The organism is Mesorhizobium sp. LNJC391B00 (genome assembly GCF_000502535.1).
Taxonomy (GTDB): domain Bacteria; phylum Pseudomonadota; class Alphaproteobacteria; order Rhizobiales; family Rhizobiaceae; genus Mesorhizobium.
In genome coordinates, this window is sequence record NZ_AYWI01000015.1 from 46,995 (window position 1) to 64,039 (window position 17,045).

Sequence of the window (17,045 nt, forward strand, 5' to 3'; positions counted from 1 at the left end):
TTCGCGTCGAGATTGAACCCCGCTTGAATTTCGCGGCGACGAGGCCTTCCGCTCGCGGCCGACGATTTTCCCCGCCGGCAAATGTCTGCACGCCGGCGATAACAAATCTCAAATATATGCAAGGTCTCTAATGTTGGTAACTGGCCGCCGTAAGCACGATCTGTGGCGCAATTGCTCTGCTTTCCAAGCTTTTGCGTTGGGAATACTCTTTGCGCCATGATTCGCGGCGCGGAAAAGCGGACCGACGGATCGATACGAGGAGAGGGCAATGAAAACGTATCTTGCGGAAGTTCTAGGGACATTTCTATTGGTGTTTATCGGCACGGCGTCGGTGGCGACGGGTGGCTTTCTCGCCGACTTGCCGCTGGGCCAGGAAGCCATCGGCCTGGCGTTCGGCATCGGCCTGATTGCGGCGGCTTACGCGGTGGGTCCCATCTCAGGCGCACATCTCAACCCGGCCGTCACGCTCGGCGTCTTCCTTGCCGGCCGGCTGCCGGCCAAGGATGTCATTCCTTACTGGATCGCGCAGATCATCGGCGCCATTCTGGCCTCGCTGGCGCTGTGGATCATCGTCTCCGGCCAGACCGGCGGGCACACCACCGGTTTCGGCGCCAATGGCTGGGACGTGGCGAAATGGGGGACGAGTTCGGCCTTCCTATGGGAGCTGATCGGCACCTTCACCTTCGTCACCGTCATCCTTGGCGTCACCGCCGAGAAGCACTCGACGGCGTTCGCCGGCCTGGTCATCGGCCTGACGCTGGCCGGACTGCACTTCGCAATGATCCCGGTGACCGGCACCTCGCTCAATCCGGCGCGTTCGATCGGCCCGGCGCTGTTTACCGGCGGCGCAGCCCTCAGCCAGCTCTGGCTGTTCATCGTTGCGCCGCTGATCGGCGGCGCAATCGCTGGCGTCGTCGCCAAGGCACGCATCTTCGAAAAGGACTGATTTCGAAGCCTGCGAAAACGAAGGGCGCGGGCCTCGGCCCGCGCCCTTCGTTTGGGAGGTTGTATCAGGCAGCGATGTCGAAACGGTCGGCGTTCATCACCTTGGTCCACGCCTTGACGAAATCGCCAACGAAATTCTGCCCGGCATCCGCCGACCCGTAGACCTCGGCCAGCGCGCGCAGCTGCGCATGCGAGCCGAAGATCAGGTCGGCGCGCGTGGCGGTCCACCTGACCGCCCTGGTCTTGCGGTCGCGTGCTTCGTAGACCTCATGCGAGCCCGGCTCGGAGGCCGGATCCCAGATGGTGCTCATCGAGAGCAGGTTGACGAAGAAGTCGTTCGTCAGCGTGCCCGGCCTGTCGGTCAACACACCATGCTTCGAGCCGCCGGTGTTGGCGCCGAGCACGCGCAGGCCACCAACCAGCACCGTCATCTCCGGCGCCGTCAGGTTGAGCAGTTGCGCCCGGTCGACCAGCATGGCTTCGACCGACATGGGCGGTTTGCCACTGACATAGTTGCGGAAGCCGTCAATTTTCGGCTCGAGCGCCGCAAAGGAATGGACGTCCGTCTGCGCCTGCGAGGCGTCGGTGCGGCCGGGCGTGAAGGGGACCTTCACCGCATTGCCGCCATCCGTTGCGGCTTTCTCGACCGCGGCGACGCCGCCGAGCACGATGAGGTCGGCCAGCGAGACCTTCTTGCCGCCTGCGTTGAACTCGTTCTGGATGGCTTCGAGCTTCGCCAGCACGGTAGCCAGTTCGACAGGCTGGTTGACCTCCCAGTCCTTCTGCGGCGCCAGGCGAATGCGCGCGCCATTGGCGCCGCCGCGCTTGTCGGAGTTGCGGAAGGTCGAGGCCGAGGCCCAGGCGGTCGAGACCAATTGCGAAACGCTGAGGCCCGAAGCCAGGATCTTGGCCTTCAGCAATGCGATGTCCTGGTCGCTGACCAGCTCATGGTCGACGGCCGGAACCGGATCCTGCCAGATCAGCTCTTCCTTCGGCACCAACGGGCCGAGATACCGCACGACCGGCCCCATGTCGCGATGGGTGAGCTTGTACCAGGCACGGGCGAAGGCATCGGCGAACTGCTCCGGATGCTCATGGAAGCGGCGCGAGATCTTCTCATAGGCCGGGTCGGCCCGCAGCGCGAGGTCGGTGGTCAGCATTGCCGGCGCATGACGCTTCGAGGGATTGTGCGCGTCCGGCACCGTAACCGCGCCAGAGCCGCCCTTCGGCGTCCACTGATGGGCCCCGGCCGGGCTCTTGGTCAGCTCCCATTCGAAGTTGAAGAGATTGTCGAAGAAGTTGTTGCTCCACTTGGTCGGCGTCGTCGTCCAGGTAACTTCGAGGCCGGATGTGATCGCATCGCCGGCAATGCCGGTGGCATGCTTGCTCGACCAGCCGAGGCCCTGCGCCTCGATGCCCGCGCCTTCCGGCTCGGCGCCGACCAGTGTTGCATCACCGGCGCCATGGGTCTTGCCGAATGTGTGGCCGCCGGCGATCAGCGCCACGGTTTCCTCATCGTTCATTGCCATGCGCGCGAAGGTCTCGCGGATGTCGCGGGCTGAGGCCAGCGGATCCGGCTTGCCGTTCGGCCCTTCCGGGTTGACGTAGATCAGGCCCATCTGCACCGCGCCGAGATGGCCGTGCAACTCACGGTCGCCGGAATAGCGCTTGTCGTCGAGCCACTTGGTTTCCGAACCCCAGTCGACATCCTGCTCGGGCTCCCAGACATCGGCGCGGCCACCGGCAAAGCCAAAGGTCTTGAAGCCCATCGATTCCAGCGCGACGTTGCCGGTGAGAATCAACAGGTCGGCCCAGGAGATCTTGCGGCCGTATTTCTGCTTGACCGGCCACAGCAGCCGGCGCGCCTTGTCGAGATTGGCGTTGTCCGGCCAGCTGTTCAGCGGCGCGAAACGCTGCTGGCCCGCACCGGCGCCACCCCGGCCGTCGCCGATGCGATAGGTGCCGGCGCTGTGCCAGGCCATGCGGATGAACAGCGGCCCGTAATGGCCGAAATCGGCCGGCCACCAATCCTGCGAATCCGTCATCACCTTGTGCAAATCCTCGATCACCGCGTCGAGGTCGAGCGTCTTGAACTCCGCGGCGTAGTCGAAAGCTTCGCCCATCGGGTCCGAAAGGCTCGACTGCTGGTGGAGAACGCCGATGTCGAGCTGGTTCGGCCACCAGTCGCGGTTGGTCCTGGCGGAGGTTCCATGCGCGACCGGGCATTTGCCGGCGCTGTTGTCGTCGGTCATCGCATCCATCTTGGCCTCCGAATTGCTGATTTATGTGTTGTTTTTTCCGGGCCGGCCGGGAGCCGCGCCACTCTGGAATGGTTCCAGACTAAGCCGTCTCTTCGATAAAAACAAATTGCCTTTCCTGTTTGTTGCGATAGGTTTTCCTTATGATTGGCTTGACCGTGCGGCAGATGCAATATTTCGAGGCTTTGGCGCAAACGCTGCATTTCGGCCGCGCCGCAAAACTCGCCGGCGTCAGCCAGCCGGCGCTGTCCGCGCAGATCGCCGAGATGGAGCAAAGGCTGAACTGCCGGCTGTTCGAGCGCGGCGGCAAGACGGTGCGGATGACGGAAGAGGCGCAAGCGCTGCTGCCACGCATCGAGCGCATCCTGCGCGACATCAGTGATGTCGAGACGACGGCCCGGCGCGGCCGCCCGGCCATGGAAGGCCGCTTCCGGCTGGGCATCATCCCGACCGTGGCGCCGTATCTTTTGCCGCATGTGCTCCCGGAGCTGAAGCGGCATTTTCCGTCCCTGCAGCTCGAACTGCGCGAAGCAGTGACGGCATCACTGGTCGAAGACACGGCAACCGGACGGCTCGACGCCTTCATCGCCGCGCTGCCGCTCGAGCAGCCGGGCCTGGTCACCGAGGAACTGTTCGCCGACCGCTTCTTCCTCGCCGTGCCAGCCGGAGATCCAGCCTTCGCCTCGCCACCGGTGCCGCCGGAAAGCCCGGCGCTGGAGCGGTTGATGCTTTTGGAGGAAGGCCACTGCCTGCGCGAACAGGCGCTGGCCCTGTGCGGCAGCGTGCGTCCCGTAGCGATGGCAAGCTACGGCGCCACCAGCCTGACGACGCTGCTGCAGATGGTGGCGCATGGTCTCGGCGTCACGCTTATCCCGGAAATGGCGGCGAAGCCGGCCAGCGCCATGCCGGACCTCAGGATCGTGCCGTTCCAGGAGCCAATGCCGCAACGCACGATCTGCCTCGCCTGGCGCCGCAACAAGGTGCGGCATGATGAATGCGTGGAACTGGCGAAGATCATTCGGGGGTTGGATGCGGCGGTGCTGGGGGTGTGAGTCGTTCGGGTCTTGGATGGCGCCTTGGGAACCCCGAAAAGAAACTCAAATCAGGCGCGTTCGAGAATACCCGCCTTGACGGCTGGTCGCCAGATCGCACCAAAAAGCCTCAAGGGATAAATACCAGAAATACATACGTAAAAAATACAACGGCATGGACGATTCCGGTCAGGAAGGTCGTCCTTTCGTTGCTAAAGCTTACGCCGCATATGAAAAGCGCTAAAACCAAAAGTACTGCGTCAGCTTCCGGGAGCCCCAGGGTCAACCCTCGTCCCGTAAGCAGGCTGGCTGCTGCGACCGCAGGTATCGTCAAACCAATCGTGGCGCAAGCCGAACCCATTGCGACATTCAGGCCGCGCTGCAGCTCATTGTTGAGTGAAGCGCGAACCGCCGAAATGGCTTCCGGCATCAAAACCAGACCCGCGATCATTGCCCCTACAATGCTGTCAGCCTGGGTCACCTGGTAAGCAACGAGCGCATTTTCAACACTTGCGGCGACCTGCTCGGCGAGCACGACAATTCCGATCAGTCCGATTACCAGGAGCAGAGCGCTGGAAGAGATGCTTTTGTGAGGGGCGGTTCGCGCCGAAAGGTCGTGTGCCAGTCCTTCGATGAAATCGTCCCGATGCCGGACTGTCTGCGCGAACACAAAGCTTGCATAGAGCAGCACGGAAAGAACGCTTACCAGGCCAAGCTGAGCTGCCGAAAATGTGCCGGGATCGGTGGTCCGCGTGTAGGTCGGCAGGATAAGCGTCATGACGGTCAGTGCGGCCAGAACCGCCAGATATGCGCTGGTCCCTTGCCGGACAATTGCCTGCTTGCGATGCCGCCAGCCGCCAAACGTGAGACACATTCCGACAACGCCGGTGGAGACAATCATCACTGTCGAGAAGACGGATTCACGTGCAAGCGTGGGGTTGTTCTCTCCATGCAGCATCATGGAAACGATGATCGACACTTCGATTGCCGTCACGGCAAAAGTCAGCACCAATGTGCCGTAAGGCTCCCCCACACGGTGGGCCACCGCCTCGGCGTGATCGAGCACCACGAAAATAGTGATGAACATGATCGCACTCGAGAGCGCTCCGACGAGAATCCTGACGCTCGGCGAACCTTCGTCCACCGATAGCCCGCTGACTCTGACCGCAACGGCTAGTGCCAGCGCGGCCAAAGGCATCGCATAGGAAGTCGCTGATCGTGCGAAACCAGTCATTCAAGCCCCAATGCGTTCGGCGAACCTTGCGGAAGCCTGTCGAGCACCCCAGTGTCGTTTCGAAGCCGGGCAGTCCCGTCCCCCGGCGTTCAACCCTCAAGCCGTCTTCTGCACCACCAGCCCCAGTTCCTCCACCATCGCCTCGCGCATCAGAAACTTCTGCGGTTTTCCCGTCACCGTCATCGGCAGTTCGGTGCGGAAGCGGATGTAGCGGGGGATTTTGTAGTGGGCGATCTGGCCGGCGCAGAAGTTCCTAATCTCCTGCTCGGTCGCGATCTGGTTGGGTTTCAGCACGATCCAGGCGCACAGCTCCTCGCCATATTTGGCGTCGGGAATGCCGAACACCTGCACCTCCTTGACCTTGGGATGGCGGTAGAGGAATTCCTCGACCTCTCTGGGATAGACGTTTTCGCCGCCGCGGATGACCATGTCCTTGACCCGGCCGACAATGTTGCAATAGCCCTCGGCGTCGATGGTGGCGAGATCACCGGTGTGCATCCAGCCGTCGGCGTCGATCGCCTCGCGGGTTTTTTCCGCGTCGTCCCAATAACCCTTCATCACGGAATAGCCGCGTGTGCAAAGCTCCCCGGGCGTGCCGATTGCGACGGTGGCGCCACTGGCATCGATGGCCTTGACCTCGACATGCGGGTGGATGCGCCCGACGGTGGAGACGCGTTTTTCCAGCGGGTCGTCGACGCTGCTCTGGAAGGAGACGGGACTCGTCTCCGTCATGCCATAGGCTATGGTCACTTCCTCCATATGCATCAGCGACACCACCTTCTTCATCACCTCGATCGGGCATGGTGAGCCCGCCATGATGCCGGTGCGCAGGCTGGAGAGATCGAAGCTGGCGAAATCCGCATGGTCGAGCATGGCGACGAACATGGTCGGTACGCCGTAAAGGCCGGTGCAGCGTTCCTGCGCCACCGCTTTCAGCGTCGCGCCGGCGTCAAAACCCTCGCCCGGGAAGACCATGGTCGCGCCCTTTGAGACGCAGCCCATCGTGCCCATCGACATGCCGAAGCAGTGATAGAGCGGCACCGGGATGCAGAGCCGGTCGTCGACGGTGAGCTTGATCGCCGCGGTGACGAAATTACCGTTATTGACGATGTTGGTGTGGGTCAGCGTCGCGCCCTTGGGCGCGCCCGTCGTGCCTGATGTGAACTGGATGTTGATGGCCTCGCCCGGCTTCAGCCCTTCGGAGATGCGGTCGAGGCTGTCATGCTCGTCGCGGCCGGCCATCGACAGAACATCGGCGAAATTGAACATGCCGGGCGAGTTGTCGTCGCCCATGCGAATGACGATCTTCAGCGTCGGCAATTTCTGCGCCTTGAGCTTGCCGGGGGTGACGTTGGCGAGCTCCGGCGCCAGCGTCTCGATCATGCCGAGATAGTCGGAGGTCTTGAAACTGGCGGCGGTGACCAGCGCCTTGCAGCCGACCTTGTTGAGGGCATATTCCAGCTCCGTCAGCCGGTAGGCCGGGTTGATGTTGACCAGGATCAGGCCGATGCGAGCGGTGGCGAATTGGGTGACCAGCCATTCCCAGCGGTTGGGCGACCAGATGCCGACACGGTCGCCTTTTTCGAGGCCGAGCGCCAGGAAGCCGGCGGCGAGCGTATCGACCGTGTCCGACAATTCGCTCCAGGTGAAGCGCTTGTCCTGTCCGACGAAGACGGCAGCATCCTGCGTGGCGTATCTGCCGACCGTGTCGGAGAAAAGCTGAGGGATCGTCTTGTCGAGCAGCGGCACCGAACGGTCGCCCGACACATGTGCCCGGCCGTCGAGCGGAGCGATGAACGCCCTGCCGCGCCCGCGCAGATTGGTGGCGTTCTTGAGCTCGTCGAGATTAATCGCCATCGCCGTTTCCTCCCGATGAGTGAGCCTAGCAGCCTGATGGGGTGGTGGAAAGTACAGGCGGTTCCCCTCCCCCTCGAGGGGAGGGTGCCTCGCGAAGCGAGGCGGGTGGGGTCCTCGGCGAAGTGCTCGGCTTCCTTGGTCACGGTCGACCCGGCTTGGGTGGTCTCGCGTCGAGCACTGCCGGAGCGACCCCACCCGTCCATCCGCCTTTGGCGGCTGTCCACCCTCCCCTCAAGGGGGAGGGAGCGCGCTCATCTTCGCGGCTATTTCCCGCACTAGCGCCTCATCCGCCGGCGCACGATCTTTCCGGGCAGCCACCAGGCAAGCCTGCGACTCCAGCACAACCCCATCGGCCAGCACCTTGAGATGGTTGGCGCGCAGGGTCGAGCCGGTGGTGGTGATGTCGACGATGACATCGGCAAGGCCTGCCGCCGGCGCGCCTTCGGTGGCGCCGAGGCTTTCGACGATGCGGTAGACCTGGATGCCGTGCTTTTGCGAGAAGAACTGCTGCGTGAGCCGCCAGTATTTGGTGGCGATCCTGAGCCGCCTGCCGTGGCGCTGGCGGAAATCGGCGGCGACATCGTCGAGATCGGCCATGGTGTCGACGTCGAGCCAGATGCCGGGCACCGCGACCACGACATCGGCATGGCCGAAGCCGAGGCGAGCGACGATTTCGGCGCGCGCCTCCCAGTCGGCGAGGTTTTCGCGCAGCAGGTCCTCGCCGGTAATGCCGAGGTCGACCGAACCTTGCCCAATCTCGCCGGCGATTTCGGACGCCGACAGGAACGCCACCTCGATGCCCTCGGCGCCGTCGATGCGGGCGCGGTACTGGCGCTCATCGCCGGGCAGGCTGACGGCAAGCCCGGCCCTGGCCAGTACCTCCAAGGCCTGCTCCTTGAGCCGGCCTTTCGATGGGATCGCCAGCGTGATCATTGCGGCTCTCCCCGCAGCGCTTCGATGCGGTCGAGCCAGACGGAGAAGCCGACGCCGGGGATCGGCGTCTTGGCGCCGAGCAGGGTCAGCAGCCGGTCGTAGCGTCCGCCACCGGCCAGCGGCCGCTCGCCGCCAAGTGCCGCGATCTCGAAGACGATGCCGGTATAGTAATCCAGCGGACGGCCGAAGGCAGCGTCGTAGCGAACTGTTTGCGTCGGCAAGCCGTGCGCCTCGATGGCCTTGGCGCGGGCAGCGAATTTTTCGAGCGCCGCGCCCAGCGAAAGCCCGGCAGAGGCCGCAAAACTTTCGAGCGCAGCACTCGCGCCGTCGAGCGGCACGTCAATTGCGAGGAAATCCCTGAGTGCTGCAAAGGCCTCGTTCGACAGCCGCACGCTGCGCAATTCGGCCTTTTCGATCAGCCGCCGGGCAATGTCGACTGGCGCGCGTCCGCCGGATGCCAGCAGGCCGGCCTCTTCCATGCCGCCGGCAATGTGGGCGGAAAGCGCTTCGAGATCGCCATCGAGCACCAGGGCCGCGACTTCGCCGTCAAGCTCACCGTTGCGTGGCGGGTTGGCAAGATCGGACAACGCTGCCTGCAGCATCGGCGCCGAACCGAAGGCGCGCGCAAGTCGCATGCGCCAGCCGCGCGGCAGGCCGAGGGCCGCCAGCACCGCCTCGAAGATGGTCTGGTCGCCGAGCGTGATCGCAAGAGGTTGCGCCGGCAGCACCAGCTGCAGCAGCGCGTGCGCATCGGCCAGCGAACGCGCATCGGCCTCGGCCGTATCGCGGTCGCCGAGATCCTCGATGCCGGCCTGAAAGAACTCGTTGCCGCCCTCGCGGCGCTGGCGGAACACTTCGCCGAGATAGGAATAGCGGCGCGGCGTGCCGGCCTGCGAGGCGATGTGGTCGAGGCAGACGGGGATGGTGAATTCGGGCCGCAGACACAGCGTCTTGCCGGTCTCGCTTTCGGTGAGAAAGATGCGGCGGCGCAGATCCTCGCCGGCCATGTCGAGGAATGGGTCGGCCGGCTGCAGCACCGCGACCTCGACCGCATGGGTGTTGCGGGTGGCGAAGAGTTTGGTGATTTCGAATGCGATGGCGGGATAGCGGGAGGTCATGCGTGGCGCGAGGCACCCCCCTCTGGCCTGCCGGCCATCTCCCCCTCAAGGGGGGAGATTGGCAGCTCGGAGCGCAGCGCCTCTTCTTCAACGCCGGAGATTGGCGAAACCATGCGCGACATCCAATCTCCCCCCTTGAGGGGGAGATGGCCGGCAGGCCAGAGGGGGGTGCCTCGCGCCACGCATNACCTCGGCGACCAGCTCTCCCTCCGCCACCGTCACCTGCGCCGGGCGGGCAGCCCGCCATTCAGCGTTGTCGGCGATTTCAGCGGACATGCGCGCGCCTTCGATCAGATCCTTGATCTGCAACTCGCCCTTGGCGCGCTCATCGCCGCCCTGGATGATGGCGACCGGGCTACCGCGGCGGTCGGCGTATTTCAGCTGCGCCTTCATGCCGGCGCCGCCGAGATACATCTCTGAGCGGATGCCGGCGGCGCGTAGCTCTGCGACCATCTTCTGGTAGCGGCCAAGGCTTCCCGTATCCTTGTCCATGACCAGCACGACGACCGGCGCGATGACATCGGTGGTGTCCAGCTTGCCGAGGTTCTTCAGCGCCGTCATCAGGCGGGAGACGCCGATCGAAAAGCCGGTCGCCGGCACCGGCTCGCCACGGAAGCGCGAGACCAGCCCGTCATAGCGGCCGCCACCACCGACCGAACCGAAGCGCACGATCTGGCCGTCTTCGTTGGGGATTTCGGCGAGCAATTCGGCTTCGAAGACCGGGCCGGTGTAGTATTCGAGGCCGCGCACGACGGAGCGGTCCATGGCGATGCGATCTTCGCCATATCCGGCCGCCCTGACCAGGGCTTCAATCGTCGCGAGCTCGCCGACGCCTTCTTGGTAAGTCGAGTTCGAGCTCACTATGGAAACCTGGTCGACCTGTGCGTTCCTTGCCGTGGCGAGAAGAACTGCTTCAGCTTGCCCGTCGTCCAAACCAGCGCCCTTGGCGAAGTCGCCCTCGCCTTCCTTGCCGCCATCCCATCGGCCCGGCCCAAGCAGAAGCTTCACGCCTTCCGGCCCGAGCTTGTCCAGCTTGTCGATGGCGCGCAGCACCGTCAGCCGGCGGCCGGCATTGTTGTCACCGCCAAGGCCGATCGCCTCCAGCACGCCGTCAAGCACCTTGCGGTTGTTGACCCGGATGACGTAGTCGCCACGCTTGATGCCAAGCGCTTCCATCACGTCGGCCATCATCATGGCCATCTCGGCGTCGGCTGCGACGCCCGGCGTACCGATCGTGTCGGCGTCGAACTGCATGAACTGGCGGAAGCGGCCCGGGCCGGGCTTTTCGTTGCGGAACACCCAGCCGGAGCGGTAGCTGCGATAGGGTTTCGGCAGCTTCTCAAAATTCTCGGCGACGTAACGCGCCGTCGGCGCAGTCAAATCATAGCGCAGCGACAGCCACTGCTCATCATCGTCCTGGAACGAGAAAACGCCTTCGTTCGGCCGGTCCTGGTCGGGCAGGAATTTGCCGAGCGCATCGGTGTACTCGATCAGCGGCTGGTCGGCCGGCTCGAAACCGTAGAGCTCATAGACCGAACGGATCGTGGCCATCATCTTCTCGACGGCGCGGATGTCTTCAGCGCTGCGGTCGGCAAAGCCGCGCGGCAGCCGCGCTTTCGTCTTTTCCGATTTGTCGGCCATGGGATGGGTCTTTTCGCTTAGTAATCGATGACTTGTTTGGAGTGGGCGTGTCCTAACCGAAGCGGCTTTGTGCGGCAAGGGTTTGCGCTTTTTCCTTGTCCCACGAAACAAACCGCACCAAAAAGGAAACAATTCCGCCATCGGCGCGGCATCGTGCCGACACAATCAGAGCCGATAAGCGCGCCGAAACAAAGGGTTGGGCCATGACTGCCGCACACAAGTTCGACATCAGAGACGACGGCTTGCATGAAGTCCGGCTGCGGCCGGCCGAGAACCGTGCGCCGGTGACGGCGAGCCTCGGTCCGTTTGAGGTCACCGCCGACGAGCGCAAGGGTTCCACCATGCGCGAGGCGCTGATGACCGGATTGCTGGTGATTTATCCGGCCTTTGCGGCACTGGCGGCGATTGTGGCGGGATTGTTCCTGACTGGCGCCAGCGGGACGTGAGTTCCTTACCCTCCCCCTTGTGGGGAGGGTCGACGCGTAGCGTCGGGGTGGGGGTGCGGCGCCAAGATACCCCCACCCGCGCCTTCGGCGCGACCTCCCCACAAGGGGGAGGTCGGGGGACGCCCTACTTCGGCCTCTTAAAGGCCTTGCGTTCCTTCTCCACCTGCTCCCGGCAAACACACCCCTCGAGATGGTCGTTGACCAGACCCATCGCTTGCATGAAGGCATAGACCGTCGTCGGTCCGACAAAGCTCCAGCCGCGCTTTTTCAACTCCTTCGAAATCCTGATCGAGACCCCTGTCGTCGGGTTGGCGCGTAGATGCGCCATGTCCACCACCGCCGGCCGCTCCTCCGGCCCCGGCTCGAACTTCCAGAACCAGGCGGCCAGCGAACCGAACTCGTCGACCATTTCGCACGCCCGTTTGGCGTTGTTGATGGTCGAGACGATCTTGCCGCGGTGACGGATGATGCCGGCATTGGCGACCAGGCGCTCGACATCCTCGTCGGTGAAGGCGGCGACCTTGTCGAAGTCGAAACCGGCGAAGGCCTCGCGGAAATTCTCGCGCTTGCGCAGAATGGTCAGCCAGGACAGGCCGGACTGAAAGCCTTCCAAGCAGATTTTTTCGAACAGCCTGCGGTCGTCGGCGACCGGCCGGCCCCATTCATGGTCGTGGTAGTGCAGATAGTCCGGCAGATTGCCGTGCCAGAAGCAGCGCGTGATCCCGTCGGAGCCGGTAAGCAGTCCGGTGTTGTCTTGCGCCATGGCCGATCCATCCGTTAACGCGCTTTCGCTGCATTTACCGCGGCTTTACCAGATTCCTGAACCCGGCGGTAACCACACCAAAAGGTTTACTGACAAAGCGGCATTTTACGCATTCCGATTCATGTTTCGGTTGCCGCTTCGCGCCAAGGATCGCGCAACCGGGGGCAAGTTCCGCCTCCGTCCGTTCGACATCAAGGTGCGTTCCGATGAAGATCTTTTTGCGTTCCGTGCTCGGCGCCGTGGCCATTCTGGCCGCCGGCGTCACCTCGTCTGCCGCCAACGACCGCTATGCCGACAGGCCGCCGGTGATGGTGAGCCCCGACCTTTCCGCACCCTGGGTGCTGCAGCTTGGCCGGGCGCCCGGCATCGTGCGGCAGAGCCGACAGGTGGTCCAGCAGCCGCGACTTCGCTATGCGCAGCCGGCGCGACCCGATCGGGTGCGCACTGCTTCCGTGCAGGCGCCGGCCAAGCGCGTGGTGATGCGGCCGCAGATCAATCCGCTCTACCTGCCGCAGGAAGTCGCCTATGACGGCCCGCAGAAGCCGGGCACGATCGTCATCGATACGACGCAGAACTTCCTGTTCCTGGTCGAGAAGAACGGCAAGGCGCGGCGCTATGGCGTCGGCACCGGCAAGCCTGGCTTCGAATGGTCTGGCACGCACAAGATCACCAACAAGCGCGTCTGGCCGGACTGGCGCCCGCCAGCGGAGATGATCAAGCGCGAGGCCGCCAAGGGCCGCTACCTCCCGACCTATCTGGCCGGCGGCGAGGAAAACCCGCTTGGCGCCCGCGCGCTCTATCTCGGCACGACGGAATACCGCATCCACGGCACCAACCAGCCTTGGACCATCGGCGGCTCGGTGTCTTCCGGCTGTATCCGCATGCGCAACGAGGACGTGGTTGACCTTTACGAGAGGGTCAATGTTGGAACGACCGTGGTCGTGATATAGTCGGCTACCGAATCATCTGGTCCAGAAGGTTAGACCTTCAGGATCGGGAAGAGTTTACGGGGGACGGGCCGTGTGGGGATGCGGCCAGTCAGGAAAGGGCAGCCCGGGAAACCGTGCTGCCCTTTCTCTTTGCGGCTATAGCTGAGCCAGGCTGCGCCAGAACGTCGCGCCAGGGGGATGACGGTTCGCTTTCACGCTGCCTTGCCGCATCTCCCCTGCTATAGGGACGGCCAAACTCCCCTGCGCCATACTCCGCTGCAAAGGTCCAGCCATGTCTCCGCCAGACGATAGCCGCTATCTCCGGGGCGGCCCGGTCGCCCAGCGCATCATGGCATCCGTGCGCGAGGATGCCGCCATCGCCACCGCCGAAGGTTTTCCGCCCAAGCTGGTGTCGATCACCGTCGGCGATACCGCTGCCGTCGATGTCTATGTGCGCAACCAGCGCGCCAAGGCCGCCCTTGCCGGCATCGGTTTCGAGGAGCGGCGGTTCCCCGCCGACATCAGCGCCGGCGAACTCGAGGCGGCGATCCACGGCCTGAACGCCAACCCGCGCGTCACCGGCATCATCATCCAGCGGCCGGTGCCGGCGGATATCCCGATCAAGACGCTGCAAGCGGCGGTGCATCCACTGAAGGACGTCGAGGGCATGCATCCGGCGTCGATCGGCAATATCGTCTACAATCAGCTCGACCTCGCGCCTTGCACGGCTGCGGCCTCGGTCGAGCTGCTCAAGGAAACCGGCCTCGACCTCAAGGGGCTCGAAGTCGTCGTCGTCGGCCATTCCGAGATCGTCGGCAAGCCGATTGCCTTCCTGCTGATGAGCGAAGGCGCAACGGTGACGGTGTGCCATCACATGACGCGCTCGGTGGCGGCACATGCGCGCCGCGCCGATGCGCTGTTCGTCGCCGTCGGCAAGCCGCGGCTGATCAAGGCCGACATGGTGAAGCCCGGTGCGGCCGTCATCGACATCGGCATCAATTCCGAGATCGGCCCGGACGGCACGAGCCGCATCGTCGGCGACGTCGACACCGAGAGCGTGAAGGAAGTCGCGTCCTGGATCACGCCGGTGCCGGGCGGCGTCGGCCCGATCACTGTGGCGATCCTCTTGCGCAACACAATGGTCGCGCTCAGCCGCCAGCGCGCGCGCTACCAGGCGACGTATGGCGTGGTGGACCGGCTGGCAGCGGAATAGCTGCTTACTCGGCGGCGACCAGGTTTCCTTCGGAGACGCCCTCCGGCTTCGGACCACCATAGGCCCAGTCGAGCAGCTTGATCGTGTGCACCACCGGCAGCTTTGCAGCCGAAGCGATCTGGGTGATGCAGCCGATATTGCCTGTGGCAACGATCTCCGCGCCGGTGGCCTCGATGTTTTTCACCTTTCGGTCGCGCAGCTTCTCCGAAATCTCCGGCTGCAGGATGTTGTAGGTGCCGGCCGAGCCGCAGCACAGATGGCCCTCGCGCGGCTCGCGCACGACGAAGCCGGCCCTGGCGAGCAACTCCTTCGGCTGGCGGGTGATCTTCTGGCCGTGCTGCATCGAACAGGCGGAGTGGTAGGCAACGACCGTGCCGGGCTTGCGCACCGGCTCCGGCAGGTCGAGGCTTGAGAGATATTCGGTGATGTCCCTGGCCAGCGCCGAGACCTTTGCAGCCTTGTCGGCATAGGCCGGATCGAGGCGCAGCATGAAGCCATAGTCCTTGATGGTGGTGCCGCAGCCGGACGCGGTGATGACGATGGCATCGAGCCCACCCTGGTCGATGGCGCGTGTCCAGGCATCGACATTCTGCTTCGCCGAGGCTAGTGCGGCTGCCTCGCGGCCCATATGATGGACCAGCGCGCCGCAGCAGGCCTCGCCCTCAGGCACCACGACCTCGATGCCGAGCCTGGTCAGCAATGCAATCGTCGTCTCGTTGATGGCGGGATCGAGCACCGATTGGGCGCAGCCGGTGAGGATGGCGACGCGGCCTTTCTTCGTCCCCTGCCCGGCATGGACGCCGGGAGAGGCCATCGGCGAGGCCGCCGGGATCGAGGCCGGCGCCAACTTCAGCATAGCACCGAGCGGCTTCAAGGCTGGGACCTTTTCGAACAGGCCGATGAACGGCTTGCCCAATCTCGCCAGCTTCAGCGCGGCGCGAAAGCGCGCGGGGTAAGGCAGCACTAGGGCCAGCAGGGCGCGGGTCAGCCGGTCGAGCAGCGGCCGCCTGTAAGTCTCCTCGATATGGGCGCGGGCATGGTCGACCAGATGCATGTAGTTGACGCCCGACGGGCAGGTCGTCATGCAGGCGAGGCAGGACAGGCAGCGGTCGATATGGGTGACGATCTCCTTGTCGGCGGGACGGCCGTTCTCCAGCATATCCTTGATCAGGTAGATGCGCCCGCGCGGTGAATCCAGCTCGTTGCCGAGTGTGACATAGGTCGGGCAGGTGGCGGTGCAGAAGCCGCAATGCACGCATTTGCGCAGGATCTTCTCCGATTCCGCGACATGCGGATCGGCGAGCTGGGCAAGGGAGAAATTGGTCTGCATCGCGTTAGCCCTGGGCCATGCGGCCGGGATTGAGGATGGCCTTGGGATCGAACTCGGCCTTGAGCCTAGCCGACAGGGCGGCCAGATGCGGCGCCTGTGGCTCGAACACCGGCACGGCGGCGCGATGCGAAGGGGTGGCGCGCACCAGCGTGGCGTGGCCGCCGCCAAGCTTTCTGATCAGCCCGCGCAGCAGGGCGGCCTCGGGATCGCCCTCCTCCATGCGCAGCCAGACCAGCCCGCCCTGCCAGTCGTAGAAGGCGCTGACACCGATCTGCATGCGCAGCGTCAGCACCATCTGATGGGCCTGAGACGGCGCCATGGAGACGCGCCAGACCGGCTTTTCGCTACGGTCGGCGAATGGCGTGCAGTCCCTTATGTCACGCCAGAGGGAATGCGAGGCCTCGCCTGCAATCTCCTGCAGCGGGCCCGCATTTTTGAGCAGGGTTTTCAGTGCCTCGATGCGGTAGGCGACCGAAGGGCCGAAGCCTTCGACGCGCAGCAGCGTTGCGGCGTCGGCCCCGAGACTGCCGCCGGCAACGCGCGCGGCGGTGCGCTCGGGCAGATGGGCGGCGCTCGACACTTCGGCGCTGGAGCCTAGCGCCAGCGCCATGGCGGCAGCCGCCGCATCGTCGAGCAAGCCGCGCACGGCAAGCGTCACCTCGATCTCGGCCGCCGGCAGCACCTTGAAGGTGACATCGGTGAATACAGCCAGCGTGCCCCAGCTGTTGGCCATCAGCTTCGACAGATCGTAGCCGGTAACATTCTTGACGACGCGGCCGCCTGATTTGAACGCTTCACCACGACCGGCAACCGCGTTGATGCCAAGGATATGGTCGCGCGCGGCGCCCGCCTTCAGCCGGCGCGGGCCGGACAGGTTGGCGGCAAGCACGCCGCCGATCGTGCCTCTTCCCTTGATACCGCCGAACAATGGGCCGTAGTCCATCGGCTCGAAAGCAAGTTGCTGGCCGTTTTCGGCGAGCAGGTTTTCGATCTCGGAAAGCGGCGTGCCAGCCTTGGCCGACAGCACCAGCTCGGCCGGCTCGTAGAGGGTGACGCCGGTGAGCTTCGAAAGATCGAGCGTGTGTTCGCTCTGGTGTGGCCGGCCGATGCCGCGCTTGGAGCCGTGGCCGATGGTTTCCAAAGGTGTCTCTTCCGCCGCCGCCCATTGGACGATGGAGAGGGTCTCGGCCGATGTGGTGGGAGTGAAGGTCGTCATGGCGAAGATGGGTCGAGTTCCTTCGCGCCCCCCTCTGTCCTGCCGGACATCTCCCCCTCAAGGGGGGAGATCGGAAGTCGCGTCCGATTTCGCCAATCTCCGACCTTGAAGGAAGGGTAAGGCGCGCAAGC

The 17,045-nt window shown here is 64.3% G+C and carries 14 protein-coding genes; 5 read left to right on the forward strand and 9 right to left on the reverse strand.

Annotated elements, in window-relative coordinates:
* Positions 1-268: 268 nt before the first annotated feature.
* Positions 269-946 (forward strand): MIP family channel protein, encoded by a 678-nt coding sequence (locus X750_RS138440; protein WP_023681822.1) that lies wholly within the window; start codon positions 269-271, stop codon positions 944-946.
* A gap of 64 nt (positions 947-1,010) precedes the next feature.
* On the opposite strand, the gene katG is transcribed toward X750_RS138440, so the two are convergent.
* Positions 1,011-3,206, reverse strand: a complete 2,196-nt coding sequence (gene katG / locus X750_RS138435; RefSeq protein ID WP_023704463.1) for a catalase/peroxidase HPI — start codon at positions 3,204-3,206, stop codon at positions 1,011-1,013.
* 140 nt (positions 3,207-3,346) lie between these two features.
* Between katG and X750_RS138430 the strand changes: the two genes are divergently transcribed.
* Positions 3,347-4,255 (forward strand): hydrogen peroxide-inducible genes activator, encoded by a 909-nt coding sequence (locus tag X750_RS138430; RefSeq protein WP_023704464.1) that lies wholly within the window; start codon positions 3,347-3,349, stop codon positions 4,253-4,255.
* A gap of 109 nt (positions 4,256-4,364) precedes the next feature.
* Here X750_RS138430 and X750_RS138425 read toward each other — a convergent pair whose 3' ends face one another.
* The 5 genes from X750_RS138425 to hisS form a co-directional block, all read right to left on the reverse strand.
* A complete protein-coding gene (locus X750_RS138425) occupies positions 4,365-5,468 on the reverse strand; it encodes a calcium:proton antiporter (RefSeq protein ID WP_031243557.1) in 1,104 nt (367 codons plus the stop codon).
* A 96-nt stretch (positions 5,469-5,564) separates the two neighbouring features.
* Positions 5,565-7,325, reverse strand: a complete 1,761-nt coding sequence (locus tag X750_RS138420; protein ID WP_023748618.1) for an AMP-binding protein — start codon at positions 7,323-7,325, stop codon at positions 5,565-5,567.
* 231 nt (positions 7,326-7,556) lie between these two features.
* On the reverse strand, positions 7,557-8,258 hold the full coding sequence (gene hisG, locus X750_RS138415) for an ATP phosphoribosyltransferase (RefSeq protein WP_023710119.1): 702 nt from the start codon (positions 8,256-8,258) through the stop codon (positions 7,557-7,559).
* Positions 8,255-9,376, reverse strand: a complete 1,122-nt coding sequence (locus X750_RS138410) for an ATP phosphoribosyltransferase regulatory subunit (protein WP_023748619.1) — start codon at positions 9,374-9,376, stop codon at positions 8,255-8,257. The genes hisG and X750_RS138410 overlap by 4 nt, the downstream gene beginning before the upstream one ends.
* Positions 9,377-9,463: 87 nt before the next feature.
* Positions 9,464-11,017 (reverse strand): histidine--tRNA ligase, encoded by a 1,554-nt coding sequence (hisS, locus tag X750_RS138405; RefSeq protein ID WP_023748620.1) that lies wholly within the window; start codon positions 11,015-11,017, stop codon positions 9,464-9,466.
* Positions 11,018-11,220: 203 nt separating this feature from the next.
* On the opposite strand from hisS, the gene X750_RS0133755 reads away from it, so the two are divergent.
* Complete coding sequence (locus X750_RS0133755; protein ID WP_023735722.1) at positions 11,221-11,463, forward strand: hypothetical protein; 243 nt, start codon at positions 11,221-11,223, stop codon at positions 11,461-11,463.
* A gap of 124 nt (positions 11,464-11,587) precedes the next feature.
* Here the strand turns inward: X750_RS0133755 and X750_RS138400 are convergent, their stop codons facing one another.
* Entirely contained in the window at positions 11,588-12,226 is a 639-nt protein-coding gene (locus X750_RS138400) for a DNA-3-methyladenine glycosylase I (RefSeq protein ID WP_023695108.1), read from the reverse strand.
* 206 nt (positions 12,227-12,432) lie between these two features.
* Between X750_RS138400 and X750_RS138395 the strand changes: the two genes are divergently transcribed.
* Together X750_RS138395 and X750_RS138390 are read left to right on the forward strand one after the other, a co-directional pair.
* Positions 12,433-13,176 (forward strand): L,D-transpeptidase, encoded by a 744-nt coding sequence (locus X750_RS138395; RefSeq protein ID WP_023686831.1) that lies wholly within the window; start codon positions 12,433-12,435, stop codon positions 13,174-13,176.
* Positions 13,177-13,447: 271 nt separating this feature from the next.
* On the forward strand, positions 13,448-14,368 hold the full coding sequence (locus X750_RS138390; protein ID WP_031243560.1) for a bifunctional 5,10-methylenetetrahydrofolate dehydrogenase/5,10-methenyltetrahydrofolate cyclohydrolase: 921 nt from the start codon (positions 13,448-13,450) through the stop codon (positions 14,366-14,368).
* Between the two features lie 4 nt (positions 14,369-14,372).
* On the opposite strand, the gene glcF is transcribed toward X750_RS138390, so the two are convergent.
* Together glcF and X750_RS138380 are read right to left on the reverse strand one after the other, a co-directional pair.
* A complete protein-coding gene (glcF, locus tag X750_RS138385) occupies positions 14,373-15,698 on the reverse strand; it encodes a glycolate oxidase subunit GlcF (RefSeq protein WP_023748623.1) in 1,326 nt (441 codons plus the stop codon).
* A gap of 4 nt (positions 15,699-15,702) precedes the next feature.
* The gene (locus X750_RS138380; protein WP_023748624.1) at positions 15,703-16,914 is read right to left on the reverse strand and encodes an FAD-binding protein; all 1,212 of its coding nucleotides are present in this window, start codon (positions 16,912-16,914) and stop codon (positions 15,703-15,705) included.
* Between the last annotated feature and the right edge of the window lie 131 nt (positions 16,915-17,045).

Excerpts from the sequence above, each read along its gene's own strand:
- X750_RS138440 (WP_023681822.1), top strand. The coding sequence starts at position 269 with ATGAAAACGTATCTTGCGGAAGTTCTAGGGACATTTCTATTGGTGTTT.
- katG (WP_023704463.1), bottom strand. The coding sequence starts at position 3,206 with ATGGATGCGATGACCGACGACAACAGCGCCGGCAAATGCCCGGTCGCG.
- X750_RS138430 (WP_023704464.1), top strand. The coding sequence starts at position 3,347 with ATGATTGGCTTGACCGTGCGGCAGATGCAATATTTCGAGGCTTTGGCG.
- X750_RS138425 (WP_031243557.1), bottom strand. The coding sequence starts at position 5,468 with ATGACTGGTTTCGCACGATCAGCGACTTCCTATGCGATGCCTTTGGCC.
- X750_RS138420 (WP_023748618.1), bottom strand. The coding sequence starts at position 7,325 with ATGGCGATTAATCTCGACGAGCTCAAGAACGCCACCAATCTGCGCGGG.
- hisG (WP_023710119.1), bottom strand. The coding sequence starts at position 8,258 with ATGATCACGCTGGCGATCCCATCGAAAGGCCGGCTCAAGGAGCAGGCC.
- X750_RS138410 (WP_023748619.1), bottom strand. The coding sequence starts at position 9,376 with ATGACCTCCCGCTATCCCGCCATCGCATTCGAAATCACCAAACTCTTC.
- X750_RS0133755 (WP_023735722.1), top strand. The coding sequence starts at position 11,221 with ATGACTGCCGCACACAAGTTCGACATCAGAGACGACGGCTTGCATGAA.
- X750_RS138400 (WP_023695108.1), bottom strand. The coding sequence starts at position 12,226 with ATGGCGCAAGACAACACCGGACTGCTTACCGGCTCCGACGGGATCACG.
- X750_RS138395 (WP_023686831.1), top strand. The coding sequence starts at position 12,433 with ATGAAGATCTTTTTGCGTTCCGTGCTCGGCGCCGTGGCCATTCTGGCC.
- X750_RS138390 (WP_031243560.1), top strand. The coding sequence starts at position 13,448 with ATGTCTCCGCCAGACGATAGCCGCTATCTCCGGGGCGGCCCGGTCGCC.
- glcF (WP_023748623.1), bottom strand. The coding sequence starts at position 15,698 with ATGCAGACCAATTTCTCCCTTGCCCAGCTCGCCGATCCGCATGTCGCG.
- X750_RS138380 (WP_023748624.1), bottom strand. The coding sequence starts at position 16,914 with ATGACGACCTTCACTCCCACCACATCGGCCGAGACCCTCTCCATCGTC.